The sequence below is a fragment of the Mesorhizobium sp. M0983 genome, assembly GCF_040318975.1.
Taxonomy (GTDB): domain Bacteria; phylum Pseudomonadota; class Alphaproteobacteria; order Rhizobiales; family Rhizobiaceae; genus Mesorhizobium.
The window spans coordinates 544,342-564,167 of record NZ_JAMYNH010000002.1 but is presented as its reverse complement, the minus strand read 5'-3'; the positions used below and the strand labels follow the sequence as shown (position 1 = coordinate 564,167).

22 protein-coding genes are annotated in these 19,826 nt (G+C 63.0%); 13 read left to right on the top strand and 9 right to left on the bottom strand.

Translation table 11 applies throughout. From position 1 onward, the window contains the following. Positions 1-46: 46 nt before the first annotated feature. The 4 genes from NKH71_RS06340 to NKH71_RS06325 form a co-directional block, all read right to left on the bottom strand. Complete coding sequence (locus NKH71_RS06340; protein WP_023719020.1) at positions 47-892, bottom strand: tetratricopeptide repeat protein; 846 nt, start codon at positions 890-892, stop codon at positions 47-49. Positions 893-1,053: 161 nt separating this feature from the next. Beyond that, a complete protein-coding gene (rpsU, locus tag NKH71_RS06335; protein ID WP_023675331.1) occupies positions 1,054-1,326 on the bottom strand; it encodes a 30S ribosomal protein S21 in 273 nt (90 codons plus the stop codon). Between the two features lie 265 nt (positions 1,327-1,591). Next, positions 1,592-1,990, bottom strand: a complete 399-nt coding sequence (locus NKH71_RS06330; RefSeq protein ID WP_023719021.1) for an SET domain-containing protein — start codon at positions 1,988-1,990, stop codon at positions 1,592-1,594. 109 nt (positions 1,991-2,099) lie between these two features. After that, complete coding sequence (locus tag NKH71_RS06325; protein WP_023719022.1) at positions 2,100-2,858, bottom strand: SDR family oxidoreductase; 759 nt, start codon at positions 2,856-2,858, stop codon at positions 2,100-2,102. A 268-nt stretch (positions 2,859-3,126) separates the two neighbouring features. Here NKH71_RS06325 and NKH71_RS06320 point away from each other — a divergent pair, with 268 nt between their 5' ends. Genes NKH71_RS06320 through NKH71_RS06295 form a run of 6 tightly spaced genes read left to right on the top strand, consistent with a single transcriptional unit; the run spans position 3,127 to position 8,937 of the window. Next, complete coding sequence (locus NKH71_RS06320) at positions 3,127-4,380, top strand: sarcosine oxidase subunit beta (RefSeq protein ID WP_352494681.1); 1,254 nt, start codon at positions 3,127-3,129, stop codon at positions 4,378-4,380. Continuing rightward, complete coding sequence (locus NKH71_RS06315) at positions 4,380-4,802, top strand: hypothetical protein (protein ID WP_023719024.1); 423 nt, start codon at positions 4,380-4,382, stop codon at positions 4,800-4,802. Before NKH71_RS06320 ends, NKH71_RS06315 begins: the two co-directional genes overlap by 1 nt. 8 nt (positions 4,803-4,810) lie before the next feature. Further along, positions 4,811-5,107, top strand: coding sequence for a sarcosine oxidase subunit delta (locus tag NKH71_RS06310; RefSeq protein ID WP_023719025.1), 297 nt, complete (start codon positions 4,811-4,813; stop codon positions 5,105-5,107). After that, entirely contained in the window at positions 5,104-8,088 is a 2,985-nt protein-coding gene (locus NKH71_RS06305) for a sarcosine oxidase subunit alpha (protein ID WP_023719026.1), read from the top strand. Before NKH71_RS06310 ends, NKH71_RS06305 begins: the two co-directional genes overlap by 4 nt. Continuing rightward, positions 8,081-8,659, top strand: a complete 579-nt coding sequence (locus NKH71_RS06300) for a sarcosine oxidase subunit gamma (RefSeq protein WP_023719027.1) — start codon at positions 8,081-8,083, stop codon at positions 8,657-8,659. Before NKH71_RS06305 ends, NKH71_RS06300 begins: the two co-directional genes overlap by 8 nt. Before the next feature lie 53 nt (positions 8,660-8,712). Beyond that, on the top strand, positions 8,713-8,937 hold the full coding sequence (locus NKH71_RS06295; protein ID WP_023719028.1) for a hypothetical protein: 225 nt from the start codon (positions 8,713-8,715) through the stop codon (positions 8,935-8,937). A 100-nt stretch (positions 8,938-9,037) separates the two neighbouring features. Here the strand turns inward: NKH71_RS06295 and NKH71_RS06290 are convergent, their stop codons facing one another. Both NKH71_RS06290 and NKH71_RS06285 read right to left on the bottom strand, forming a co-directional pair. Further along, the gene (locus tag NKH71_RS06290) at positions 9,038-9,163 is read right to left on the bottom strand and encodes a hypothetical protein (RefSeq protein WP_023719029.1); all 126 of its coding nucleotides are present in this window, start codon (positions 9,161-9,163) and stop codon (positions 9,038-9,040) included. Between the two features lie 277 nt (positions 9,164-9,440). Next, positions 9,441-10,109 (bottom strand): TetR/AcrR family transcriptional regulator, encoded by a 669-nt coding sequence (locus tag NKH71_RS06285; RefSeq protein ID WP_023719030.1) that lies wholly within the window; start codon positions 10,107-10,109, stop codon positions 9,441-9,443. Between the two features lie 193 nt (positions 10,110-10,302). Here NKH71_RS06285 and NKH71_RS06280 point away from each other — a divergent pair, with 193 nt between their 5' ends. Continuing rightward, the gene (locus NKH71_RS06280) at positions 10,303-11,004 is read left to right on the top strand and encodes a hypothetical protein (protein WP_156948069.1); all 702 of its coding nucleotides are present in this window, start codon (positions 10,303-10,305) and stop codon (positions 11,002-11,004) included. Between the two features lie 27 nt (positions 11,005-11,031). Here the strand turns inward: NKH71_RS06280 and NKH71_RS06275 are convergent, their stop codons facing one another. Then, complete coding sequence (locus NKH71_RS06275; RefSeq protein ID WP_031194015.1) at positions 11,032-11,526, bottom strand: MaoC family dehydratase; 495 nt, start codon at positions 11,524-11,526, stop codon at positions 11,032-11,034. Between the two features lie 39 nt (positions 11,527-11,565). After that, entirely contained in the window at positions 11,566-12,381 is an 816-nt protein-coding gene (locus tag NKH71_RS06270; protein WP_352894654.1) for an SDR family oxidoreductase, read from the bottom strand. Positions 12,382-12,719: 338 nt separating this feature from the next. Between NKH71_RS06270 and NKH71_RS06265 the strand changes: the two genes are divergently transcribed. Then, on the top strand, positions 12,720-12,863 hold the full coding sequence (locus NKH71_RS06265) for a hypothetical protein (protein ID WP_352484631.1): 144 nt from the start codon (positions 12,720-12,722) through the stop codon (positions 12,861-12,863). A gap of 34 nt (positions 12,864-12,897) precedes the next feature. Here the strand turns inward: NKH71_RS06265 and NKH71_RS06260 are convergent, their stop codons facing one another. Continuing rightward, complete coding sequence (locus tag NKH71_RS06260) at positions 12,898-13,725, bottom strand: MurR/RpiR family transcriptional regulator (protein ID WP_023719035.1); 828 nt, start codon at positions 13,723-13,725, stop codon at positions 12,898-12,900. Between the two features lie 145 nt (positions 13,726-13,870). Here NKH71_RS06260 and NKH71_RS06255 point away from each other — a divergent pair, with 145 nt between their 5' ends. The 5 genes from NKH71_RS06255 (at position 13,871) to NKH71_RS06235 (ending at position 19,801) form a co-directional block, all read left to right on the top strand. Then, entirely contained in the window at positions 13,871-14,695 is an 825-nt protein-coding gene (locus tag NKH71_RS06255) for an N-formylglutamate amidohydrolase (protein WP_352484629.1), read from the top strand. 22 nt (positions 14,696-14,717) lie between these two features. Then, the gene (locus NKH71_RS06250; protein ID WP_352484627.1) at positions 14,718-16,286 is read left to right on the top strand and encodes an amino acid permease; all 1,569 of its coding nucleotides are present in this window, start codon (positions 14,718-14,720) and stop codon (positions 16,284-16,286) included. 84 nt (positions 16,287-16,370) lie between these two features. Next, a complete protein-coding gene (locus tag NKH71_RS06245; protein ID WP_352815552.1) occupies positions 16,371-17,741 on the top strand; it encodes a glutamine synthetase family protein in 1,371 nt (456 codons plus the stop codon). Between the two features lie 137 nt (positions 17,742-17,878). Next, complete coding sequence (locus tag NKH71_RS06240) at positions 17,879-19,267, top strand: aldehyde dehydrogenase family protein (RefSeq protein WP_352642886.1); 1,389 nt, start codon at positions 17,879-17,881, stop codon at positions 19,265-19,267. 42 nt (positions 19,268-19,309) lie between these two features. Next, complete coding sequence (locus NKH71_RS06235) at positions 19,310-19,801, top strand: DUF2569 domain-containing protein (protein ID WP_352791363.1); 492 nt, start codon at positions 19,310-19,312, stop codon at positions 19,799-19,801. Positions 19,802-19,826: the final 25 nt, after the last annotated feature.

Genomic DNA, 19,826 nt, shown 5'->3' with positions numbered 1-19,826 from the left:
CAGGGTTGTCGGAGTGCGGAAACGGAGGCCCGATAAACCGGCCCGGTCAGCCGGCGCTGGTGCGGGCCAGACCGTCCTTGGCCGGTTGGTAGTTCGGATTGAGGTGCACTGCCTCGCGGTAGGACTTCGCGGCCCTGACCTTGTCGCCGCGCCGCTCGTAGATCAGCGCCTGGTTGGACCAGGCCTCGGCGTTCTTGCCGTCGAGCTTGATGGCCATGTTGAAGTCGGCGAAGGCATTGTCCTCGTCGTTCATGGCAAGGTAGGAGAGGCCGCGTCCGTTGTAAGGCTCGGAAGCATCCGGCGCCAGCGAAATGGCGGTCGAGAAATCCTCGATGGCAAAGGCGTGCTGGCCCTGGCTCTGGTAGATCAGGCCGCGATTGTGATAGGCGCGCGCGTCGGTCGTGTCGAGCTGGATCGCTTTCTGGAAATCGTTGAACGCCTCCTGGACCCGGCCTGCCTTGCGGTAGAGATTGCCGCGGCCGATATAGGCGGCGTCGTAGTTGGAATTGATCTGGATCGAGCGGTTGTAGTCGGCAAGCGCGCTTGCCTGATCACCGAGGAAGCGCTGGATGAGCGCCCGGTTGGAATAGGCCTGGTAGAAATTCGGATTGAGCTGGATGGCGGTGTTGAAGTCCTTCAGCGCCGCCTGGTACTGGCCGCCGCGGCCATAGGCCGAGCCGCGCACATTGTAGGCTTCCGGATCCTGGGGGTTGCGCTGGATCACCGCCGACAGCGAGGAGATGTTCTCGGTCGAGGCTTGCGCCTTGTCGATGTTGTTGAACTCGCCGGTCGGAACGCTCTGGCAGCCGGCAAGCGCCAACCCGGAGAGCAGGGCTGCCGTCAGGGCGAGGCCGCGCCACGCGGTTCTGCGCTTTACGGTGATTGCGTCCATGTCTGCCCTGTCCTTACTGCGCCGTCTGGTCCGTTCCCCCTCCGAACCGGCATCTCTCCCAACCGGTCCTCTCGGACCGGGTCGAAATCACAACAAAAAGGTGGCGGCGATTCCGCATCGCGCCACCTTGGATATCCTTGGAAAAGGACGAAAAATTGACGTCAGAACCGCGGCGGACGCGGAGCACCGGCACCGGCAGCACCGGCTGCGACCGGACGTGGCGTCATCGGCAGCAGGCCTTCGCGCTGGGCGCGCTTGCGGGCCAGCTTGCGGGCGCGGCGCACGGCTTCCGCCTTTTCACGGGCGCGCTTCTCGGAAGGCTTCTCGTAATGTCCGCGCATCTTCATTTCGCGGAAGATGCCTTCGCGCTGCATCTTTTTCTTGAGCGCGCGAAGCGCCTGATCAACATTGTTGTCGCGGACGAGTACCTGCACGTGCAATCCTGTCTTTCGGTTTGAAATCAACAGGCAAGCGGCCATAGCCACAAGCCTCCGCGGCGCGTTACACCACGAATTGGGGCGGCTGATAGCAGAATCAAGGGGCGCTGTCCACAGCCGATTGAGAGGCGGTGCCGATCACGAAACGAAAAACCCGCCTCGGCGGCGGGTCTCTGGTGTGAATCAGCACCATACGCAGTTTAGTAGCATAGCTGCCGGCACAAAGCAAGAACCAAATTCGCCTTGGGCCAGATAGACGCCGCTATGCCGTGGCCAGGGCCGTGGCCAGGTGGAGCTGCTCGAAACCCTCGAAGAACTCGCCGTAGTCGCAGGTTATCTCCTCGCCGGCGGCGATATCGCGGATCGCCGTGGCCCCGCCATATTGCGAAAAATCGGTGTTCGGCTTATCGGCATGGTTCATGAAGCGGCCATTGTCGACCTCATAGACCATGAAGCCCGGCCGGTCCTGGCTGGGATAGGCATATCTGTCGAGCAATTCCTTGAGGTGCGGCGGCGCCGTCTCGTATTTTTCCATCGGGATCAGCCGGTCGAAGTCCGGATCGAGACGCCAGATCTGCGCGCCTTTCCGGACCGGCTCGGCGGCGAACACGCCGACGCCTTCGATTGCGCTTGCAGCGATATAGGTCCTGATCAGCAACATGTTTCCAACCCGTTTTCGAGGAGAAGACGGAATCGTCAAATCGCCGAAAAAATCAAGGGCCGGTTCGCGACATTTCGGCTGGCGGGCATGCGTTGCGCCCTCCGAACCCTCACGTCCGGGTGATCGAGACGCCGCCGTCGGCGAACAGCGCCGCGCCGGTGGTGAAGCTCGATGCGTCGGACGCCAGGTAGAGCGCCGAGCGGGCGATCTCCTCAGGCTCGGCGACGCGCTTCAAGGCATGCAGGTTTTCGACGAAGGCTCGCGATTCAGGTGTCTTGAACGTCGCCGAAGGCGTGTCGGTGCCGCCCGGCAGCAACGCGTTGACTCGAATGCCCTTGGCGCCATATTCGGCGGCCAGCACCTGCGTCAACCCGATCAGTCCGGCCTTGCTTGCGGCATAGCTGGTCATGCCCGGCATGCCGACGGTGTGGCCGACGAAGGTGGAGGTGAAGATCAGCGAGCCGCCGCCGCGATCGATCATCGCCGGCACCTGGTATTTCGCGCCGAGAAAGGCGCTGGTCAGATTGGTATCGAGCGTCTCGCGCCAGCCCTCCAGCGACAGCTCCGAAACCGGCCCCATCCTACCGACCGAGCCGGCATTGTTGAAGGCGATGTCGAGCCCGCCGAATTTCCCGACCGCCAGGTCGACGAGGGCTTTTGCGTAGGCTTCGTCGCGGACATCGCCGGCAAGAGCGACGGCGGTGCCGTCGGGGTCTTCGATTTCGGCAACCAGCGCATCGAGCTCCGCCTGGCGGCGGGCTGCGACGACCACCTTGGCGCCTTCCTCCGCAAACACCTTGGCCGTGGCGCGGCCGATGCCGGAGCTGGCGCCGGTGACGATGGCGACTTTGTCGGTAAGTGCGAACATTTTCTGCATCCTTTTCTTCGCGCCAGCCCTTGCCGGCAATCGGGATGCTTGGTCGCAGATCGAGGCGGCGCGGGCCACCCGATACCCGCGAGGTGCTTCGGATTTGGTTTGATCGCCCGTCACGTCGCATACCTCTTTTTCGTCACGGCGCAAAACGGCAAGCGCCGTCGCAAACAGTGCAAGGCTGGCAGTGCGGTTTCGCTAGTGATACAGCTCGCGCGCCGGGGTTGGCTGATCTGCCCGGCCGCCATTTGCGAGGCCTGCAACGTTGAAGAAATACTCGGTATTCGCTATCGCCCGCGAGGCCATGCGCGGCCACAAGGGCTGGGAGGAACAGTGGTCCTCGCCGGAGCCGAAGAAGGAGTATGACGTCGTCATCGTCGGCGCCGGCGGCCACGGCCTGGCCACAGCCTATTACCTCGCCACCGTGCATGGCATCACCAACGTCGCGGTATTGGAAAAAGGCTGGCTCGGCGGCGGCAATACCGGCCGCAATACCACCATCATCCGCTCGAACTATCTCTATGACGAGAGCGCCGGCATCTACGACCATGCGCTGAAGCTGTGGGACGGGCTCAGCCAGGAGCTCAACTACAACGTCATGTATTCGCCGCGCGGCGTCATGATGCTCGCCCACAACATCCACGACATTCAGGTGCTGAAGCGCCACGTCCATGCTAACCGGCTGAACGGCATCGACAATGAATGGCTGACGCCGGAACAGGCCAAGGAATTCTGCCCGCCGCTCAACATTTCGCGCGATGCCCGTTATCCCGTGATGGGTGCCGCGCTGCAGCGCCGTGGCGGCACGGCGCGGCACGATGCTGTCGCCTGGGGCTATGCGCGCGGCGCCTCGGCGCGCGGCGTCCACATCATCCAGAATTGCGAGGTCACCGGCGTCAAACGGGCGCCGAACGGCGCGGTTACCGGTGTCGAGACGACGCGCGGCTTCATTGGCGCCAGGAAGGTCGGCGTGGTCGCCGCCGGCCACTCCTCGGTGATCATGAACATGGCCGGCGTGCGCATGCCGCTGGAAAGCTATCCGCTGCAGGCGCTGGTGTCGGAGCCGGTCAAGCCGGTGGTGCCTTGCGTGGTGATGTCGAACACGGTGCATGCCTATATCTCGCAATCCGACAAGGGCGAGCTGGTCATCGGCGCCGGCACCGACCAATATGTCTCCTATTCGCAGACCGGCGGGCTGCACATCCTGCAGCACACGCTCGACGCGATCTGCGAGATGTTCCCGATCTTCACCCGCATGAAGATGCTGCGCTCATGGGGCGGCATTGTCGACGTGACGCCGGACCGTTCGCCGATCCTGGCCAAGACGCCGGTGCCCGGCCTCTACGTCAATTGCGGCTGGGGCACGGGCGGCTTCAAGGCGACGCCGGGTTCGGGCCACGTCTTTGCCCATACGATCGCCAGGGACGATCCGCACCCGATCAACGCACCCTTCACCATCGAGCGCTTCCGCACCGGCCGCCTCATCGACGAGGCGGCGGCGGCGGCGGTGGCGCACTGATGATGACCGAGATGGCCGTCGCCATGCCGCTGATGCTCGCCGGCGAGCAAGGCCTGTTTCATTTTCCGTCACCGGACGAGGTGCGCACGCAGCCGATCAGTCGCGCCGGGAACGAGGCCGACTGGCCGTTTTCCATCGATGACGGCATGCTGACCTGCGTCTGGAGCGGCGGGCGAAAGATCGTCTTCTTCTTCGAGGCCCGTCCTTCCGATCTGGATCCGGACGAGCCTTTCCAACCGCGCGGCGTCATCGTCACCACCGATCCAATCCAACTGACCATCGGCAACATGGCCAATCGCGCTCTGTTTCGCCCTGCGGCAAGCATCGAGGAGCGCATCCGGCTCGTCGCGCCTTTCGTCACGATGGGTCAGAGGCTTTGCGACCAACCTGCCGGCGCTCGCGTCGGCCACGGCGAACTGTAGGACCAACCATGCTTCTCATCCGCTGCCCCTATTGCGAGGAAGAGCGTCCCGAGCTCGAATTCCGCAACGCCGGTGAGGCGCATATTGCGCGTTCCCCAAACATCGCCGGCGAGAGCGACGACGACTTCGAAAAGTTCTTCTTCATCCGCTCCAATCCCAAGGGGATCATCTATGAGCGGTGGCGGCACATGCATGGCTGCGCGCGCTTCTTCAACGCCGTGCGCGACACCGTCAGCGACAGGTTCCTGATGACCTACAAGGCCGGCGAGCCAAAGCCGGCGAAGCTGCCGGGAGCCGCCAAATGAGCGCGACGTTCCGCATTGCCGGCGCCGGGCGGCTCAAGCAGGCAAAGATAGCTGGCTTCAGCTTCGACGGCCGCCCCTATACCGGCATCGAGGGCGACACGCTGGCCTCGGCGCTGCTTGCCAATGGCGTCCATCTCGTCGGCCGCTCGTTCAAATACCACCGGCCGCGCGGCTTCCTGTCGGCCGGCGCCGAAGAGCCGAACGCGCTGGTCGAGATCAAGCGCGACGCGGCACGCAAGACGCCGAACGTCCGCGCCACGGTGCAGGAACTCTATGACGGGCTGACGGCACAGTCGCAGAACCGCTGGCCGTCGCTCGCCTTCGACATCGGTGCGGTCAGCAGCATCGCCTCGCCGATGCTTTCGGCCGGCTTCTACTACAAGACCTTCATGTGGCCGAAGGCTGCGTGGAAGAACCTCTACGAGCCTAAGATCCGGGCCGCGGCCGGTCTCGGCGTCGCCCCCGACCAGCCGGATCCCGACCATTATTCGGCGCGCTTCGCCCATTGCGAGGTGCTGGTGCTTGGCGGTGGTGCGGCGGGTATTGCCGCGGCATTGGCTGCCGCCGAAACCGGCGTGCGCGTCATCCTTGCCGACGAGCAGGCGGAATTCGGCGGCAGCCTTCGCTTCGAGAGCGGGGCGAAGATCGAAGGCCAGGACGGCTTTTCCTGGGCGCAATCCGCTCTCGCCAAGTTGAGCGCGATGGACAATGTCCGCGTACTGCCGCGCACCACGGCCTTCGGTTATTACGCGCAGAATTTCGTCGGACTGGTTGAGCGCGTCAGCGACCATCTGCAGAGCCCCGGCCGCGACCTGCCGCGCGAGCGGCAGTGGCAGGTTCGCGCCAAACGCGTGGTGTTGGCGACCGGCGCCATCGAGCGCCACATGGTGTTTGCCGACAACGACCGTCCCGGCGTCATGCTGGCGTCGGCGGCGCGCACCTATCTCAACCATTACGGCGTCGCAGTCGGCAGGAATATCGGCGTCTATACGGCGAACGATTCCGCCTATGCGGCGGCGATCGACCTGAAGAAGGCCGGCATCAACGTGGCGGCGATCGTCGATCTGCGCGACAATCCGACCGGGCCGGCGATCGACGAGGCGAGGGCGCTTGGCATCGAGGTTAATTTCGGTCGCGCGGTGATCCGCGCCGGCGGCAAGCTGCGGGTGTCGTCGATGACTGTGCAGCCGAAGAATGGCGGCGGCGAACGCACCATCCCGGTTGACGCGATTCTGATGTCGGCCGGCTGGACGCCATCGGTGCATCTGTTCTCGCAATCGCGCGGCAAGGTCGCCTTCAACGACGAGACCAAGCGCTTCGTGCCCGGAATTTATGCGCAGGACTGCGTATCGGTCGGCGCCTGCAACGGCACCGACGGGCTGTCGGCGACGATCGACGAGGCTTATGCAGCGGGCGCCAAGGACGCCGGCAGCAAGCCAGCCAAGGGAACCAAGCCGAAAGTCGATGCCAGCGAGAGCTGGTCGCGCGGCATGCTGGGTGCGGCGCCCGGCGCCGGGGCGGATGCGACGGTAAAGGCGTTCGTTGACTTCCAGAACGACGTCACCGCCAAGGACATCCGCCAGGCGGTGCATGAGGGCATGCGCTCGATCGAGCACGTCAAGCGCTTCACCACCAACGGCATGGCGACCGACCAGGGCAAGACCTCCAACATGCACGGCCTGGCGATTGCCGCCGAGACGTTGGGCAAGCCGATCCCGCAGGTAGGGCTGACGACGTTCCGTGCGCCCTATACGCCGGTGACGTTCGGCTCGATCGTCGGGCTCGCGCGGGGTCCCCTGTTCGACCCGACCCGCAAGACGGCGATCCATCCCTGGGCCGAGCGTCAAGGCGCGATGTTCGAGGATGTCGGCCAGTGGAAGCGCGCCTGGTATTTCCCGAAGCCGGGCGAGGACATACATGCGGCCGTCGACCGCGAATGCGTCACGGTGCGCAAGACGGCCGGCCTGTTCGACGCGTCAACGCTGGGCAAGATCGAGGTGGTCGGGCCGGATGCGGCCAAATTCATGGAACTGCTCTACACCAATCCATGGGAGAAGCTCGAGCCCGGCCGCTGCCGCTACGGCATCATGCTGCGCGAGGACGGTTTCATCTATGACGATGGCGTGGTGGGAAGACTCGCTGCGGACCGTTTCCACGTGACGACGACGACCGGCGGCGCGCCGCGCGTCATGAACCATATGGAGGACTATCTCCAAACCGAGTTCCCGCATCTCAACGTCTGGCTGACCTCGATCACCGAGCAGTGGGCGGTCATTGCCGTGCAGGGGCCGAAGTCTCGCGACATCATCGCACCGCTGGTCGAGGGCATCGACATGTCGGATGAGGCGCTGCCGCATATGTCGGTGCGCGAAGGCCGGATCTGCGGCGTACCGACCAGGCTGTTTCGCATGTCGTTCAGCGGCGAGCGCGGCTTCGAGGTCAATGTGCCGGCCGATTACGGCGAGGCGGTCTGGGAAGCGCTATGGGCCGAGGGCCAGAAGCATGGCGCCTGTGCCTACGGCACCGAGTCGATGCATGTGCTGCGCGCCGAAAAGGGCTACATCATCGTCGGCCAGGATACCGACGGCACAGTGACGCCGAACGACGCCGGGCTCGACTGGGCGGTCGGCAAGAAGAAGGCCGACTTCGTCGGCATTCGCGGCATGGCGCGGCCGGATCTGGTCGCCAAGGGCCGCAAGCAGCTTGTCGGCCTGAAGACCAGGGATCCCAAGGTGGTGCTGGAGGAGGGAGCGCAGATCGTCGCGGACCCGAAGCAGGCAATCCCGATGAAGATGATCGGCCATGTCACGTCGAGCTATTGGTCGCAAAATTGCGGCCGCTCGATCGCACTGGGGCTGGTCGCCGGCGGCCGCGATCGCATGGGCGAGACGCTCTATGTACCGATGCCGAACGGGGTGATTGAGGTGGAGGTCACCGGTATGGTGTTCTTCGACGAGAAGGGGGAGCGCCTCAATGGCTAAGGCCGCTGTGAAAACCGCCGTCGCCGGGCCGTCGGTCGAACGCCGTCCGGCTGTCGCCGGCCAGTCGCTTTCCGCCACCGGCGTCACACTTGTCGTGCTGCCGCCGGCCGAACGCATATCGCTGCGCGCGCCGGACGCCTCGATCGCGGCACTTTCGAAAGCACTTGGCATCGCCCTGCCGCTAAGGCCGAAAACCTCGGCGGCAAAGGCTGGACGGACCGCCTTGTGGCTCGGGCCGGACGAATGGCTGGTCATCGATGAAAGCGGCAAAGATCCACTCGCCGATTGCGCCAAGATTTCCGCGCTGCATTCGGCGGTCGGCATCTCGCACCGCAACGTCGCCGTATCGGTCACCGGACCGGCTGCCGCGACGACGATCAATGCCGGCTGCCCGCAGGATTTGTCGCTCGACGCCTTTCCGATCGGGGCGGCATCGCGCACCATTCTCGGCAAGGTCGAAATCGTGCTGTTGCGCACGGCGGCCGACGCGTTCCGCGTCGAATGCTGGCGTTCCTTCTCCGACTATGTCTTTACTTTTCTGTCGGAGGCAGCGCGCGACGCGGCAGCATAGCAATGTTCGCCGCGCCCAGCCGTTCTGCGACAGCGAGCCGAGGGAGAATGCAAATGCCGTCGAACTCCGCGCCGAAGTTGCCGGCCAAGACGCCGGCCGTGCGCTCTTTCGAACACGAGCAGCGCACTGAGGCGGATGTCGAAGAGGAACTCGAGGAAGGCCTCGAGGATACGTTTCCGGCCAGCGATCCGGTGTCGATCACCGGAACGGCCATTCCCGGCGCGCCGGCAAGACCCGGCAAGGCGAAGAGGGTGGCGGGACAGAAGCGTAAGAAGTGATCTGCACGGCGCGATAAAGCAGGGCTGAGGCCGGCAAGATAGGCGGCCGGAAATTGCTGCCGCCCTTTCGGTTCATCGCCGCATATTATCGCCGGTCGGCTCAGAAGCTGCTGGGCACGATCCACGGGTCGATGCCGATGCCGAGCCTCGGGCCCTTGCTGCCGGCCTTGTGGGTCTCGGTATCGGCATTTTCAAGCGATCCGGTCGGCGCGCAATCGAGCTTCACATCGGTCTTGGTGTCGATGCAGGCCGCTTCTTGCTTGCCTGTCTGATTGCTGCCGGCAATTGCGGCGCCAGAGAGCGCCAGCAGGGCGGCGAGCGTGAGAATTGCCTTCTCATGATCGGTCTCCGGTTCCAGCTAGTGAATTCGTACATGTACGGTATTGCGTACAGATACGCCCAAGCTGAGGGAGTTCAAGCAAAAATCGTACACGTACGGAGAAATTAGGCGCAGGAATTGCCGGACGCTCGGCACCGGAGCGCGGATCGTTCGGAGAAAGATTTTACAGATCGGGAGGAGCGCCGCTCCTCAGCAAGTTGACCGGCGGGCCGAGGGGCGCAATCTCGTGCGCGGCGATGGCTTCGAGCATGATGTCGCCGATCCGTGTGATGAACGTCGTCTGGTCGCCGAACGGGTAGAACGGGAAGGTGATCAGCAGCGAGATGGCGCCGTGGCCGACCGCCCACAGCATGGTGGCGATGGCGCGCGGATCGCCCTTGAGCCTGCCGGCGGCAACGCAGGCCTCGACCCTCTCGATCAGCACTTTCATCGCCGGGTTGCCGCTCTGCATTTCGGCGAACGTCTTGCCGGCCGGCGGCCTGACTTTTTCGGTCATGAAGACGGTGCGGTATTCGTTGGGATTCTCGAGCCCGAAGGCGGCATATTCGACCAGCACCGCCTTGAGCGCCTCGATCGGGTCGTCGGCCGTATGATTTTCGATGTGCCTGGCCAGGGTCTCGAAGGCGTTTTCGGCCAACGCGAACAGGATGTCCTGCTTGTCGGCGAAATAGGAATAGACCGACATCGGCGCATAGCCGACGCGCTTGGCGAGCTTGCGGATGGTGAGGCCGTCATAGCCTTCTTCCTGGACAAGCTTGTGCGCGGCGTCGACAAGTTCGGAACGCAGTTCGGCCTTTTGTTTTTCGCGGCGCTCCTGGACGCTTAGCTGCAATTGTTCGACTGCCTTTAATAACTGATGGCTGGATGCAGCATATATACGCTGTACGACGTCGGGCAAGGGTGGCACGAAGCAGAAGCTTGACGTCACAAAACGATGTAACCCGGCAATAAAGCCGGCAACATCGGACTGTTACAGACAAACGCTAATTCGCGGCTCTGCAAGAATTGTGATCTGGGAGGCCAACATGGCCCTGACTGAGCTTTCGTCCGGCGTGCCGGACGTGAACCCGCTTTCCCATCGCGCCAGGATGGCGCTCAGGCGCGTCGTCATGGTCGCATGGCTGGCGATCGCGCTCGGCTTCGCCATGGAGGCTCTCATTCTGACCGTCAGATTTGCGGCAGGTTCCTACCCGGCGACGACGCTGATCCTGATCGAACTGGCGCAAGGCGTGACCTGGTCGTTCTTCGTCTGCGCCGGCGTCAGCCTCGGCACGGCGCTCGCCAAAGTGCGAGCCTCGCTCGGCGGCCTGATCGCCGCGATCTCGGCACCGCTGGCCATGGGCATCGCCAAGGGGACGCAAAAGGTCATGGTCAGCGCGCTCGACGCGGCGGCAAAGCCGGCCATCCTGTCGCTCACGACGCTGGGCGTCCTGCGGGCGATCGAATACGGGCTGCTCGGCTGGATACTGGCGTCGCTGGCATCGAAGGAAGAACCCCGACCGCTTCATTTCGCGCTGGCAGGCGCCCTGATAGGCGCGGTATTCGGTGGCGGCATCACGGTGCTGACGATTGAGACGGCCGCGGCGAACGACGCTGCCCTGGCACTGCCACAGGCTATCGCAACCGGCCTCAACGAGATCGTGTTCCCAATCGGTTGCTCATTGGTCGTCTACATTGCGCTGCAGGTGAGCCGCCACATGAAGTACGTCGCGGCCGAAGCCAAATAGATTTAGGTTCCCAGGCCCGGATGCCAGTCAAACCGCTTCCGGCTGGCGTTCGATCAGCGTCAGCGTCAGCCAGCGCGCGGTCAGCGCCGGTTTTTTCGAGCCCTCGATCTCGATCGTCACGTCGTGCGCAGTCTGCACCCAGCCCGACGGCCTGACCTTGACATCGGCCAGCACGAAGCGGGTGCGGATGCGCGAGCCGGTTTTCACCGGCGCCAGGAAGCGCAGCGAATCGAAGCCGTGATTGACGCCCATCTTGCTGTTTTCCAGCGGCGGCATGGTTTCGAAGGTCATTGCCGACAACAGCGAAAGCGACAGGAAGCCGTGCGCGATGGTGCCGCCGAACGGCGTCTCGCGCCTGGCGCGCTCCGGATCGCAATGGATGAACTGATGGTCGTCGGTGGCATCGGCGAACTGGTCGATCATGCGCTGCGTGACCACCCGCCATGGCGACACGCCGACTTCCTTGCCGACGTTGGCCAGAAGCACATCGAGACTGATCGGTTCCACGCTGATGTCCTCCATCTTCACCCCCGGCATTTCACTCGCCGGATGGCGTGCGTCTCATTCCTTGAACAATGTCAGCCCGTGTTGCACCGACTGCCCGCCATCGATCAGCAGGATGGCGCCGGTGACATAGCTGCCGGCACGGCTGCACAAATAGAGCGTTGCGCCGGCAATGTCATCCGGCGCGCCGATGCGGCCGATCGGAACGTGGTTGCCGACATGTCTTGCCTGGTCTTCGGTGCCGGTGGCGAAGGCCGTCATCCGGCTCTGGAAAGGGCCGGGCGCAAAGGCGTTGACGGTGATGCGTCGGGCGGCCAACTCGATCGCCAGGATGCGTGTCAGGTGGTGAACCGCAGCCTTCGAGGCCGAGTAGGAGTAAGCGTCTTCGGCCAAAGGCTGCGTGCCCATCACCGATCCGAGATTGATCACCCGGGCCGGGTCGGCCTCGCTGGCAGCAGCCTCGAGCAGAGGCAGCAATTCGCGCGTCACATAGAAGACCGCAGTGACGTTGACGCCGAACACCTTGGCCCAGGCATGATAGGGAAAGCTTTCCAGCGGCGCGCCCCAGGAGATGCCGGCATTGTTGACCAGGATATGCAGCCGTTCGGTCCGCGCCCTGACCTCGGCGACAAGCGCTGCAATGCCGGCCTCGCTGGAGACGTCGCCGGCGAAACCCTCGGCCCGGCCGGATGCCCCAAGCCCGTTCAGCTCGTCCGCTACCTTGGCGCAATCCTCGCCCTTGCGCGAGGCAATCATCACCGAGGCGCCGGCCCTGACCAGAGCGGTCGCCGCCATGCGGCCGATGCCGGTGGCGGCGCCGGTGACCAGCGCCGTCTTGCCGGCGACTGAGAACAGCTCGTCCAGATAGCTCATCGAATTCCTCCGCGCAGTTCACCGCTGTTTGATGGTGGGTCAATGAGCGGCTTCGCGTCGCCAAGGCTAGCCGAACTTCGATCACCCTTGCCACGGGTAAAGTAGCTGGAGTGGGGCGATGGCACGCCTTGCGGCTGAAATGGTTAAGCCCCAGCAGCAAGGTGGTCATTCGGCCGTGACATGGGTCGGATGAATGATGCAGCCGTCCCCCTAAGCGAGCACCTTGGCCAGCGGTTCATTTCGCGCGTGAAGCAACTCGTCATTACTCCTCCGCCCAAGCCGCAGGCAGATCTTGAGGACTTGGGACGGTAGCCGAGCGATAGGCAGGACTGACGTTCGTGATCGTGGGGGAGCTATGCCTTCCCGAGGGAGCTGTGGGTAAGAAACAACGCATCGTCCTGTTGGCAGCGGTCTTTGCGTCTGTCTTTGGCGTCTTTTTGCTGATCCTGATCCTGCAGATGGTCAGCCTTTTGGTTGACTAGACCCCAACGAAGACCGTTCGCCCGAAGGGCCGCTCTACCGTAGGCTTTCCAACTCGCGGATGCGTTTGGTGCCGTCGGCCTCGAGCTGCCTTGTGACGGCGCCGATCAGCGTTTCGACGACGACGAAAAGTGCGGCGGATGAGTCCCAGGCCGAAGGCACGGCGGTGCGCCCGGCGATGACGTGGCGGGCGAAGCGGGCGATCGGCGACAGCCACTGGTCGGTAAACAGCACGATCTGCACGCCACGCTGGTTGGCCGTCTCGGCGAAGCGGACAAGGCTGTCCTGGTAGCGCCTGATGTCGAAGATCACCAGCACGTCGCGTTTACCCATGTCGATCAGCCGGTCGCGCCAGACGCTTTCCTGCCCGCCGAGGTGAAAAACGTTGGGCTGGATGATGGCGAGGTGGGCGGCCATGTAGCGCGCCAGCGGGTCGGTGAAGCGGCCACCGATCAGGAATGTCTTGCCGCGCCGGTCGGCCAGCTTGGCGACGATGTCGGCAAGCTGCTTATCCGAAAGGTGCCGGAAGGTCTCGCGCATATTGTCGAGCGTCGCTTCCAGCATCGGCGACACGGCGCTGCTGCCCGGCGATGGCGGATTGAGCGTGCGCGAGGCCGGCGACTGCAATTGCGCCGCCAGTTCGTCCTGCAGCGCCGACTGGAATTCCGGATAGTTCTGGAAGCCGAGCCGGGCGACGAAACGCAGGATCGTCGGCGACGATACGCCGGCGGCAGCCGAGAATTCGGCGACCGTCTTCAGCCCGATCAGCGGATAGCTGGCGATCAGCGTTTGCGCTGCGCGCCGCTCGCCGGCCGGCATGGTGCCGATGCGGTCGGAGATCAGTTCGGCAATGCTGGAAACCATGTTTTTCCCCACCCTGGCCGGGCCGTTACCGCATTATCGAAATCGCGTTTGACAAAGCCGGCCAAACTGTATGAAATCATCCGTAGGGACGCAATGAGGCAAAATACGTAACATACGGTACAGCGCTCCCCGGGGACGGCAGACAATGGAGACAGCACGGCCCGCCAGCCTTGCATCGCCTGAAACCGTAAGGGTGACGAACCCCGGCGGATTGAGCCCTTTCGTGCTAACCTGCGACCACGCCTCCAATTTCCTGCCGCCGGAATTCGGAACGCTCGGACTTGCCGCCGAGGAGCTTTCCCGCCACATCGCCTGGGATCCCGGCGCCTTGCCGGTGGCGCGCCGCATGGCCGAGGCACTCGATGCGACGCTGGTCGAGACCTGCATTTCGCGGCTCGTCATCGACTGCAACCGCCCGCTCGATGCACCGGACCTGATAGTGACGGTCAGCGCCAGCGAAAAAACCGTGGTCCCGGCCAATCAGGGGCTTTCGGCCGATCAGCGGGAGGCGCGCATCGCGCTCGCTTGGCGGCCGTTCCACGACCGGATCGCGACGATCATCGACGAGCGCCTGGCGGCCGGACGGGAGACGCGGCTGGTCTCGGTCCATTCTTTCACCCCGGTCTACAAGGGCAGCAGCCGGCCCTGGCATATCGGCGTTATCCACGACGAGGACCGCCGGCTGGCGGCGCCGCTGATCGCGGCGCTGCAGCGGGTCGCCGGCGTCACCGTCGGCGTCAACGAACCCTATTCGCCGGCCGACCGCGTCTATTTCACGCTGGAACGCCATGCCCGCTCGCGCGGGCTGCCCTGCGCAATGATCGAAATCCGCAACGACGAGATCTCCGGCGCAGCCGGGCAGCGGAAATGGGCGGATCTGCTCACGGGTATTTTTCTCAATCTGGAGCCCGAAGCGGCCAAGGCCTCCAGACCAAGCGCAGTCGGAAAGTCAGTTCAATCGGCCAGCTAAGAAACCAAAAGGGGACTTCAAAATGGTAGCACCGGGTTACAGCGAAGGTGACAAGAAGGAGGACCTGAAAGTTCTCCACGGAATGGGCTATGCTCAGGAACTGTCGCGAAGCATGAGCCGCTTCTCGAATTTCGCGATCTCGTTCTCGATCATCTGCATCCTCTCAGGCGGCATCAATTCCTTCGCGCAGGCGACATCGTCCATCGGTGGCGCCGGCGCTGGTATCGGCTGGATCGTCGGGTGCATGGTTTCGGGATTTTTCGCGCTCGCCATGGCCCAGATCGCCTCGGCATTTCCGACCGCCGGCGGCCTCTATCACTGGGCATCCATTCTGGGGAACCGTTTCACTGGCTGGCTTACCGCATGGCTCAATTTGCTCGGCCTGATCACCGTGCTCGGCGCGATCAACATCGGAACGTCTTTGTTTTTCTACGGGACCTTCGGCGCAGGGCTTACCACCGACGGTGTTGCGTCTCCGGCTCAAGTCGTTGGTTTTGTTGCCATTATCACGGTCCTTCAGGCGCTGTTCAACCATTTCGGCATCAAGCTGACCGCCATGCTGACGGATGCGTCCGGCTTCCTGATTCTCGGAGCGACGGCGGTGCTGATCGTCGCCTGCCTGGTGTTTGCTCCAGCGATCGACATCACCCGGTTGTGGACGTTCACGAACTATTCGGGCGATGCGGGCGGCGGTGTTTTCCCGCAGTCCGATTCCATGACGTATCTCTTCCTGCTCTGCCTGCTGCTGCCGGTTTACACCATTACTGGCTATGATGCGTCGGCGCATACCTCGGAAGAAACGTTGAGGGCGGCGCACTCGGTTCCGCGGGCAATCGTTTCATCCGTGCTCTGGTCGTCGCTGATCGGCTGGGTGATGCTGTGCGCGATCGTGCTGGCAATTCCGGATATGGCGGCAGGCGCCAAGCAAGGGTGGGCCGTGTTCTTCGAAACCATGAACGCGATCTTGCCAGGATGGTTAAAGACACTGCTCTATCTGGCCATCCTGATCTCGCAGTTCCTCTGCGGCCTCGCTACGGTGACCTCGGCCTCGCGCATGCTGTTTGCCTTCTCTCGCGACGGCGGCATGCCGGTCGGTTCGGCCGGGCTCGCCAAAGTCAGCCCAACCTGGCGCACGCCGGTCAATGCCATCTGGACAGCTGCGATCCTCGAGATCATCTATGTCTTTCTTGCCCAGTTCATTTCGATCGGCGGCACCAACATCTACACCATCGTCGTCAATTCGACGCTGGTGTTCCTGTTCCTGTCCTTCACCATTCCGATCGCGCTCGGCATGATGGCTTTCGGAACGGCGAAATGGCCGAATCCCGGCCCATGGAATCTCGGTGCCGGCCTGTTCAAGCTGTTTTGCATCCTGTCGGTCATCGGCATGGCGATCATCTTCTACATCGCCATCCAGCCGCCGAACGACAAAGTGCTCTATATCACCCTGGGCTTCATTGTACTGACTGCGGTGCTTTGGTTCGGTTTCGAGAACCGCCGCTTCCAGGGTCCGCCCATCGGCGACCAGATCGCGAAGCGCCAGGCGGCGATCAAGGCAGCCGAGATAGCTGTCGGCGAAGCCGGCGCCTGACGCTCTCTCATGACCATGGCCGGCATCGCGCCGGCCATGGTTTCATTCCCTTTTCAAAACGACAAGCGCTGGAGTGCCGTAAGAATGGCCGGAAATTTCTCGTTCGATCAGTTGAAGCAAGCGGTTTCCAGCGGTGAGGTCGACACCGTGCTGGCCTGCATCGTCGACATGCAGGGGCGGCTTGTGGGAAAGCGGTTCCTGGCCCGGTACTTCGTCGATTCCGCGCATGACGAGACGCATGGTTGCAACTACCTGCTGGCCGCCGATATCGATATGGAACCGGTGCCCGGCTACAAGGCGGCGAGCTGGTCGAAGGGTTATGGCGATTTCGTCATGAAGCCGGACCTTGCGACGCTGCGGCGCATTCCGTGGCTGGAGAAGACGGCGCTGGTGATCTGCGACGTGCTCGACCACCACACCCATGACGACCTGGCGCATTCGCCGCGCGCCATGCTGAAGAAGCAGGTCAAGCGGCTGCAGGAGCGCGGCTATATCGGCTATTTCGCGTCCGAGCTCGAATTCTACCTGTTCAGCGAGACCTACGATTCCGCCCGCAGGAAGCACTGGCAGGGCCTCGAGACGGCATCGCCCTACATCGGCGACTACCAGATCGGCATCACCACCAAGGAAGAAGGCGTCATGCGCCGGCTGCGCAACGAAATGGAGGCGGCTGGCATTCCGATCGAGAATTCCAAGGGCGAGTGGGGTCCCGGCCAGGAAGAGATCAATGTTCGCTATGCTGAAGCGCTCGACATGGCCGACCGCCACGTCATCCTGAAGAACGGCGCCAAGGAAATCGCCGAGTCCGAAGGCAAGGCGATCTCGTTCATGGCCAAGTACAATTACGGGCTCGCCGGCAATTCCAGCCACATCCACAATTCGCTGTGGAGCGCCGACGGCAAGACGCCGTTGTTCTACGACAAAAATGCCGAGTGGACGCTGTCGACGCTCGGCCAGCAATGGGCAGCCGGCCAGCTCAAATATGCCAAGGAATTCACCTGGTTCCTGGCGCCCTACATCAACTCCTACAAGCGCTTCCAGGCCGGCACCTTTGCGCCGACCAAGATCATGTGGAGCGAGGACAACCGCACCGCCGGTTTCCGTCTTTGCGGCGAGGGCACCAAGGGCATCCGCATGGAATGCCGCATCGGCGGTGCCGATTTGAACCCCTATCTGGCTTTCGCCGCGCTGATCGCGGCCGGGCTTGCCGGCATCGATGAAAAGCTTGAACTGCAGAAGCCCTTCGTCGGCGACGCCTACCAGGCCTCGCAGTTGCCTGAAATTCCAAAGACATTGCGCGACGCTACCGCGACGCTGGTGGAATCGAAGATGCTGAGGCAGGCACTCGGCGACGATGTGCTGGAACACTACGTCCACACGGCACACTGGGAACAGTTCGAATACGACCGCCGGATTACGGACTGGGAACTGCACAGGGGGTTCGAGCGGTATTAAATGACCTGGCAATGTCGGCGCCGCCCGTCCCTCACCTTTACCCGCTCGCTGTGAAGAACGGGGCCAACGCCGGTGTTTCGTCCCTTCCAGAGCGGCGTGACCAACGAGAATTATTGTAGAATGCGAGGACCCAAGGCATGACCGAAACGGTCAAGATAAAATCCCCCATCGACGGTTCGATCTATGCCGAACGGCCTCTGGCCACGGACCAGGCGATCGGTGCCGCGGTCGAGCGCGCCAAGGCGGCGCAGGAGAAGTGGGCGCAGACGCCGGTCGTCGAGCGCGGCAAGTACATGCTTGCCATGCTGGAAGCGCTGGTCGCCATGAGCGACGAGATCGTGCCGGAGATCGCCTGGCAGATGGGCCGGCCGGTGCGCTATGGCGGTGAGTTCGGCGGCGTCAGGGAACGCGTCAGCTACATGGTCGAGATCGCCGAGGCGGCACTGAAGCCGGTCATGGCCTCCAACCCGAAGGACGGCTTTCGCCGCTATGTGAAGAAGGTGCCGCTCGGCGTGGTCATGGTGATCGCGCCGTGGAACTATCCCTATCTCACTGCCGTCAACACGATCGTGCCGGCGCTGATGGCGGGCAGCGCCGTCATCCTCAAGCACGCGGCACAGACATTGTTGGTCGGCGAACGGTTTCAGCAGGCGTTCGACAGAGCCGGCCTGCCCAAGGGCCTGTTCCAGAACCTCGTTCTGAACCATGCGCAGACCGAAAGGCTGCTCGGCTCCGGCAAGATCGACCATGTCAACTTTACCGGCTCGGTCGCCGGCGGCCGCGCCATCGAAAAGGCGGCGGCGGGCACCTTCATGACGCTCGGCCTCGAGCTTGGCGGCAAGGATCCGGCCTATGTGCTGCCGGACGCCAAGATGGACCATGCCGTTGCCAATCTGGTCGACGGCGCCTTCTTCAATTCCGGCCAGTGCTGCTGCGGCATCGAGCGCGTCTATGTCCACGAGAAGGTCTACGACGAATTCGTCGAAGGCTTCATCGCCGAGACCAGGAACTACGTCGTCGGCAATCCACTCGACCAGGCGACCACCATGGGGCCGATGGCGCAGGCGCGCTTCGCCGACCTGATCCGCGAGCAAAAGGCGGAGGCGCTACGCAAGGGCGCCAAGGCGCACATCGACATGAAGGTGGCTAACGACAGGCAAGGCTCGCCCTATCTGGCGCCGGAAGTGCTTACCCAGGTCGACCACCAGATGAGCGTGATGCGCGAGGAAAGCTTTGGCCCGATCGTCGGTATCATGAAGGTGCGCAACGATGAGGAGGCGATCGCGCTGATGAACGACAGCCCCTATGGGCTGACGGCCTCGATCTGGACGCGCGACACGGACCATGCGGCGGCGATCGGCGACCGCGTCGAGACCGGCACCGTGTTCATGAACCGCTGCGACTATCTCGATCCGGCGCTGGTCTGGACCGGCGTCAAGGACACCGGCAAGGGTGCGGCACTGTCGGCCATCGGCTACGACAATCTGACCAGGCCGAAATCATACCATCTGCGCGAGGTGATCTAAGGTGGCGATCGGCAAGCCAACGATCGCTGTTGAGAGGGAGTAATGGCGGATACGCAACAATCGGCGCTGCCGGATCGTGAAGGTCCCGAGGGTATCGGCGGCTGGCTTGTCCTGCCGATGCTCGGGTTGATGCTCACCCCGATACTAGGGTTGGTACAATTGCACAATACCGACTATCTCGGCATGTTACAGAACTGGCAGGCCTTCAGTTTGTCCCAAGGTGTGCTGATTGTTGCCGAATTGGTGATATCCGGCATACTAAACCTTACAGCCCCGGCCCTATTATTGTTCTTCATGTTCAAGCGCTGGCAGATATTCCCCGGCTGGTACATGATTTGGGCATTCGCGATGCCGATATATTCCGTTCTCGATTCATGGGCCGGGTATCTGGCTTTTCCCGACAGCTTTCCATCGCTGGACGATGCGTTCGATAAAGAAACGATGCGCGACATTTACCGTTCGGTCTGGGCCGCAGCCATCTGGATTCCGTATATGATGCGGTCAGACCGTGTGGCCAATACCTTTGTGAATTAACGACATCCGAGAGCATGAAAGCAGT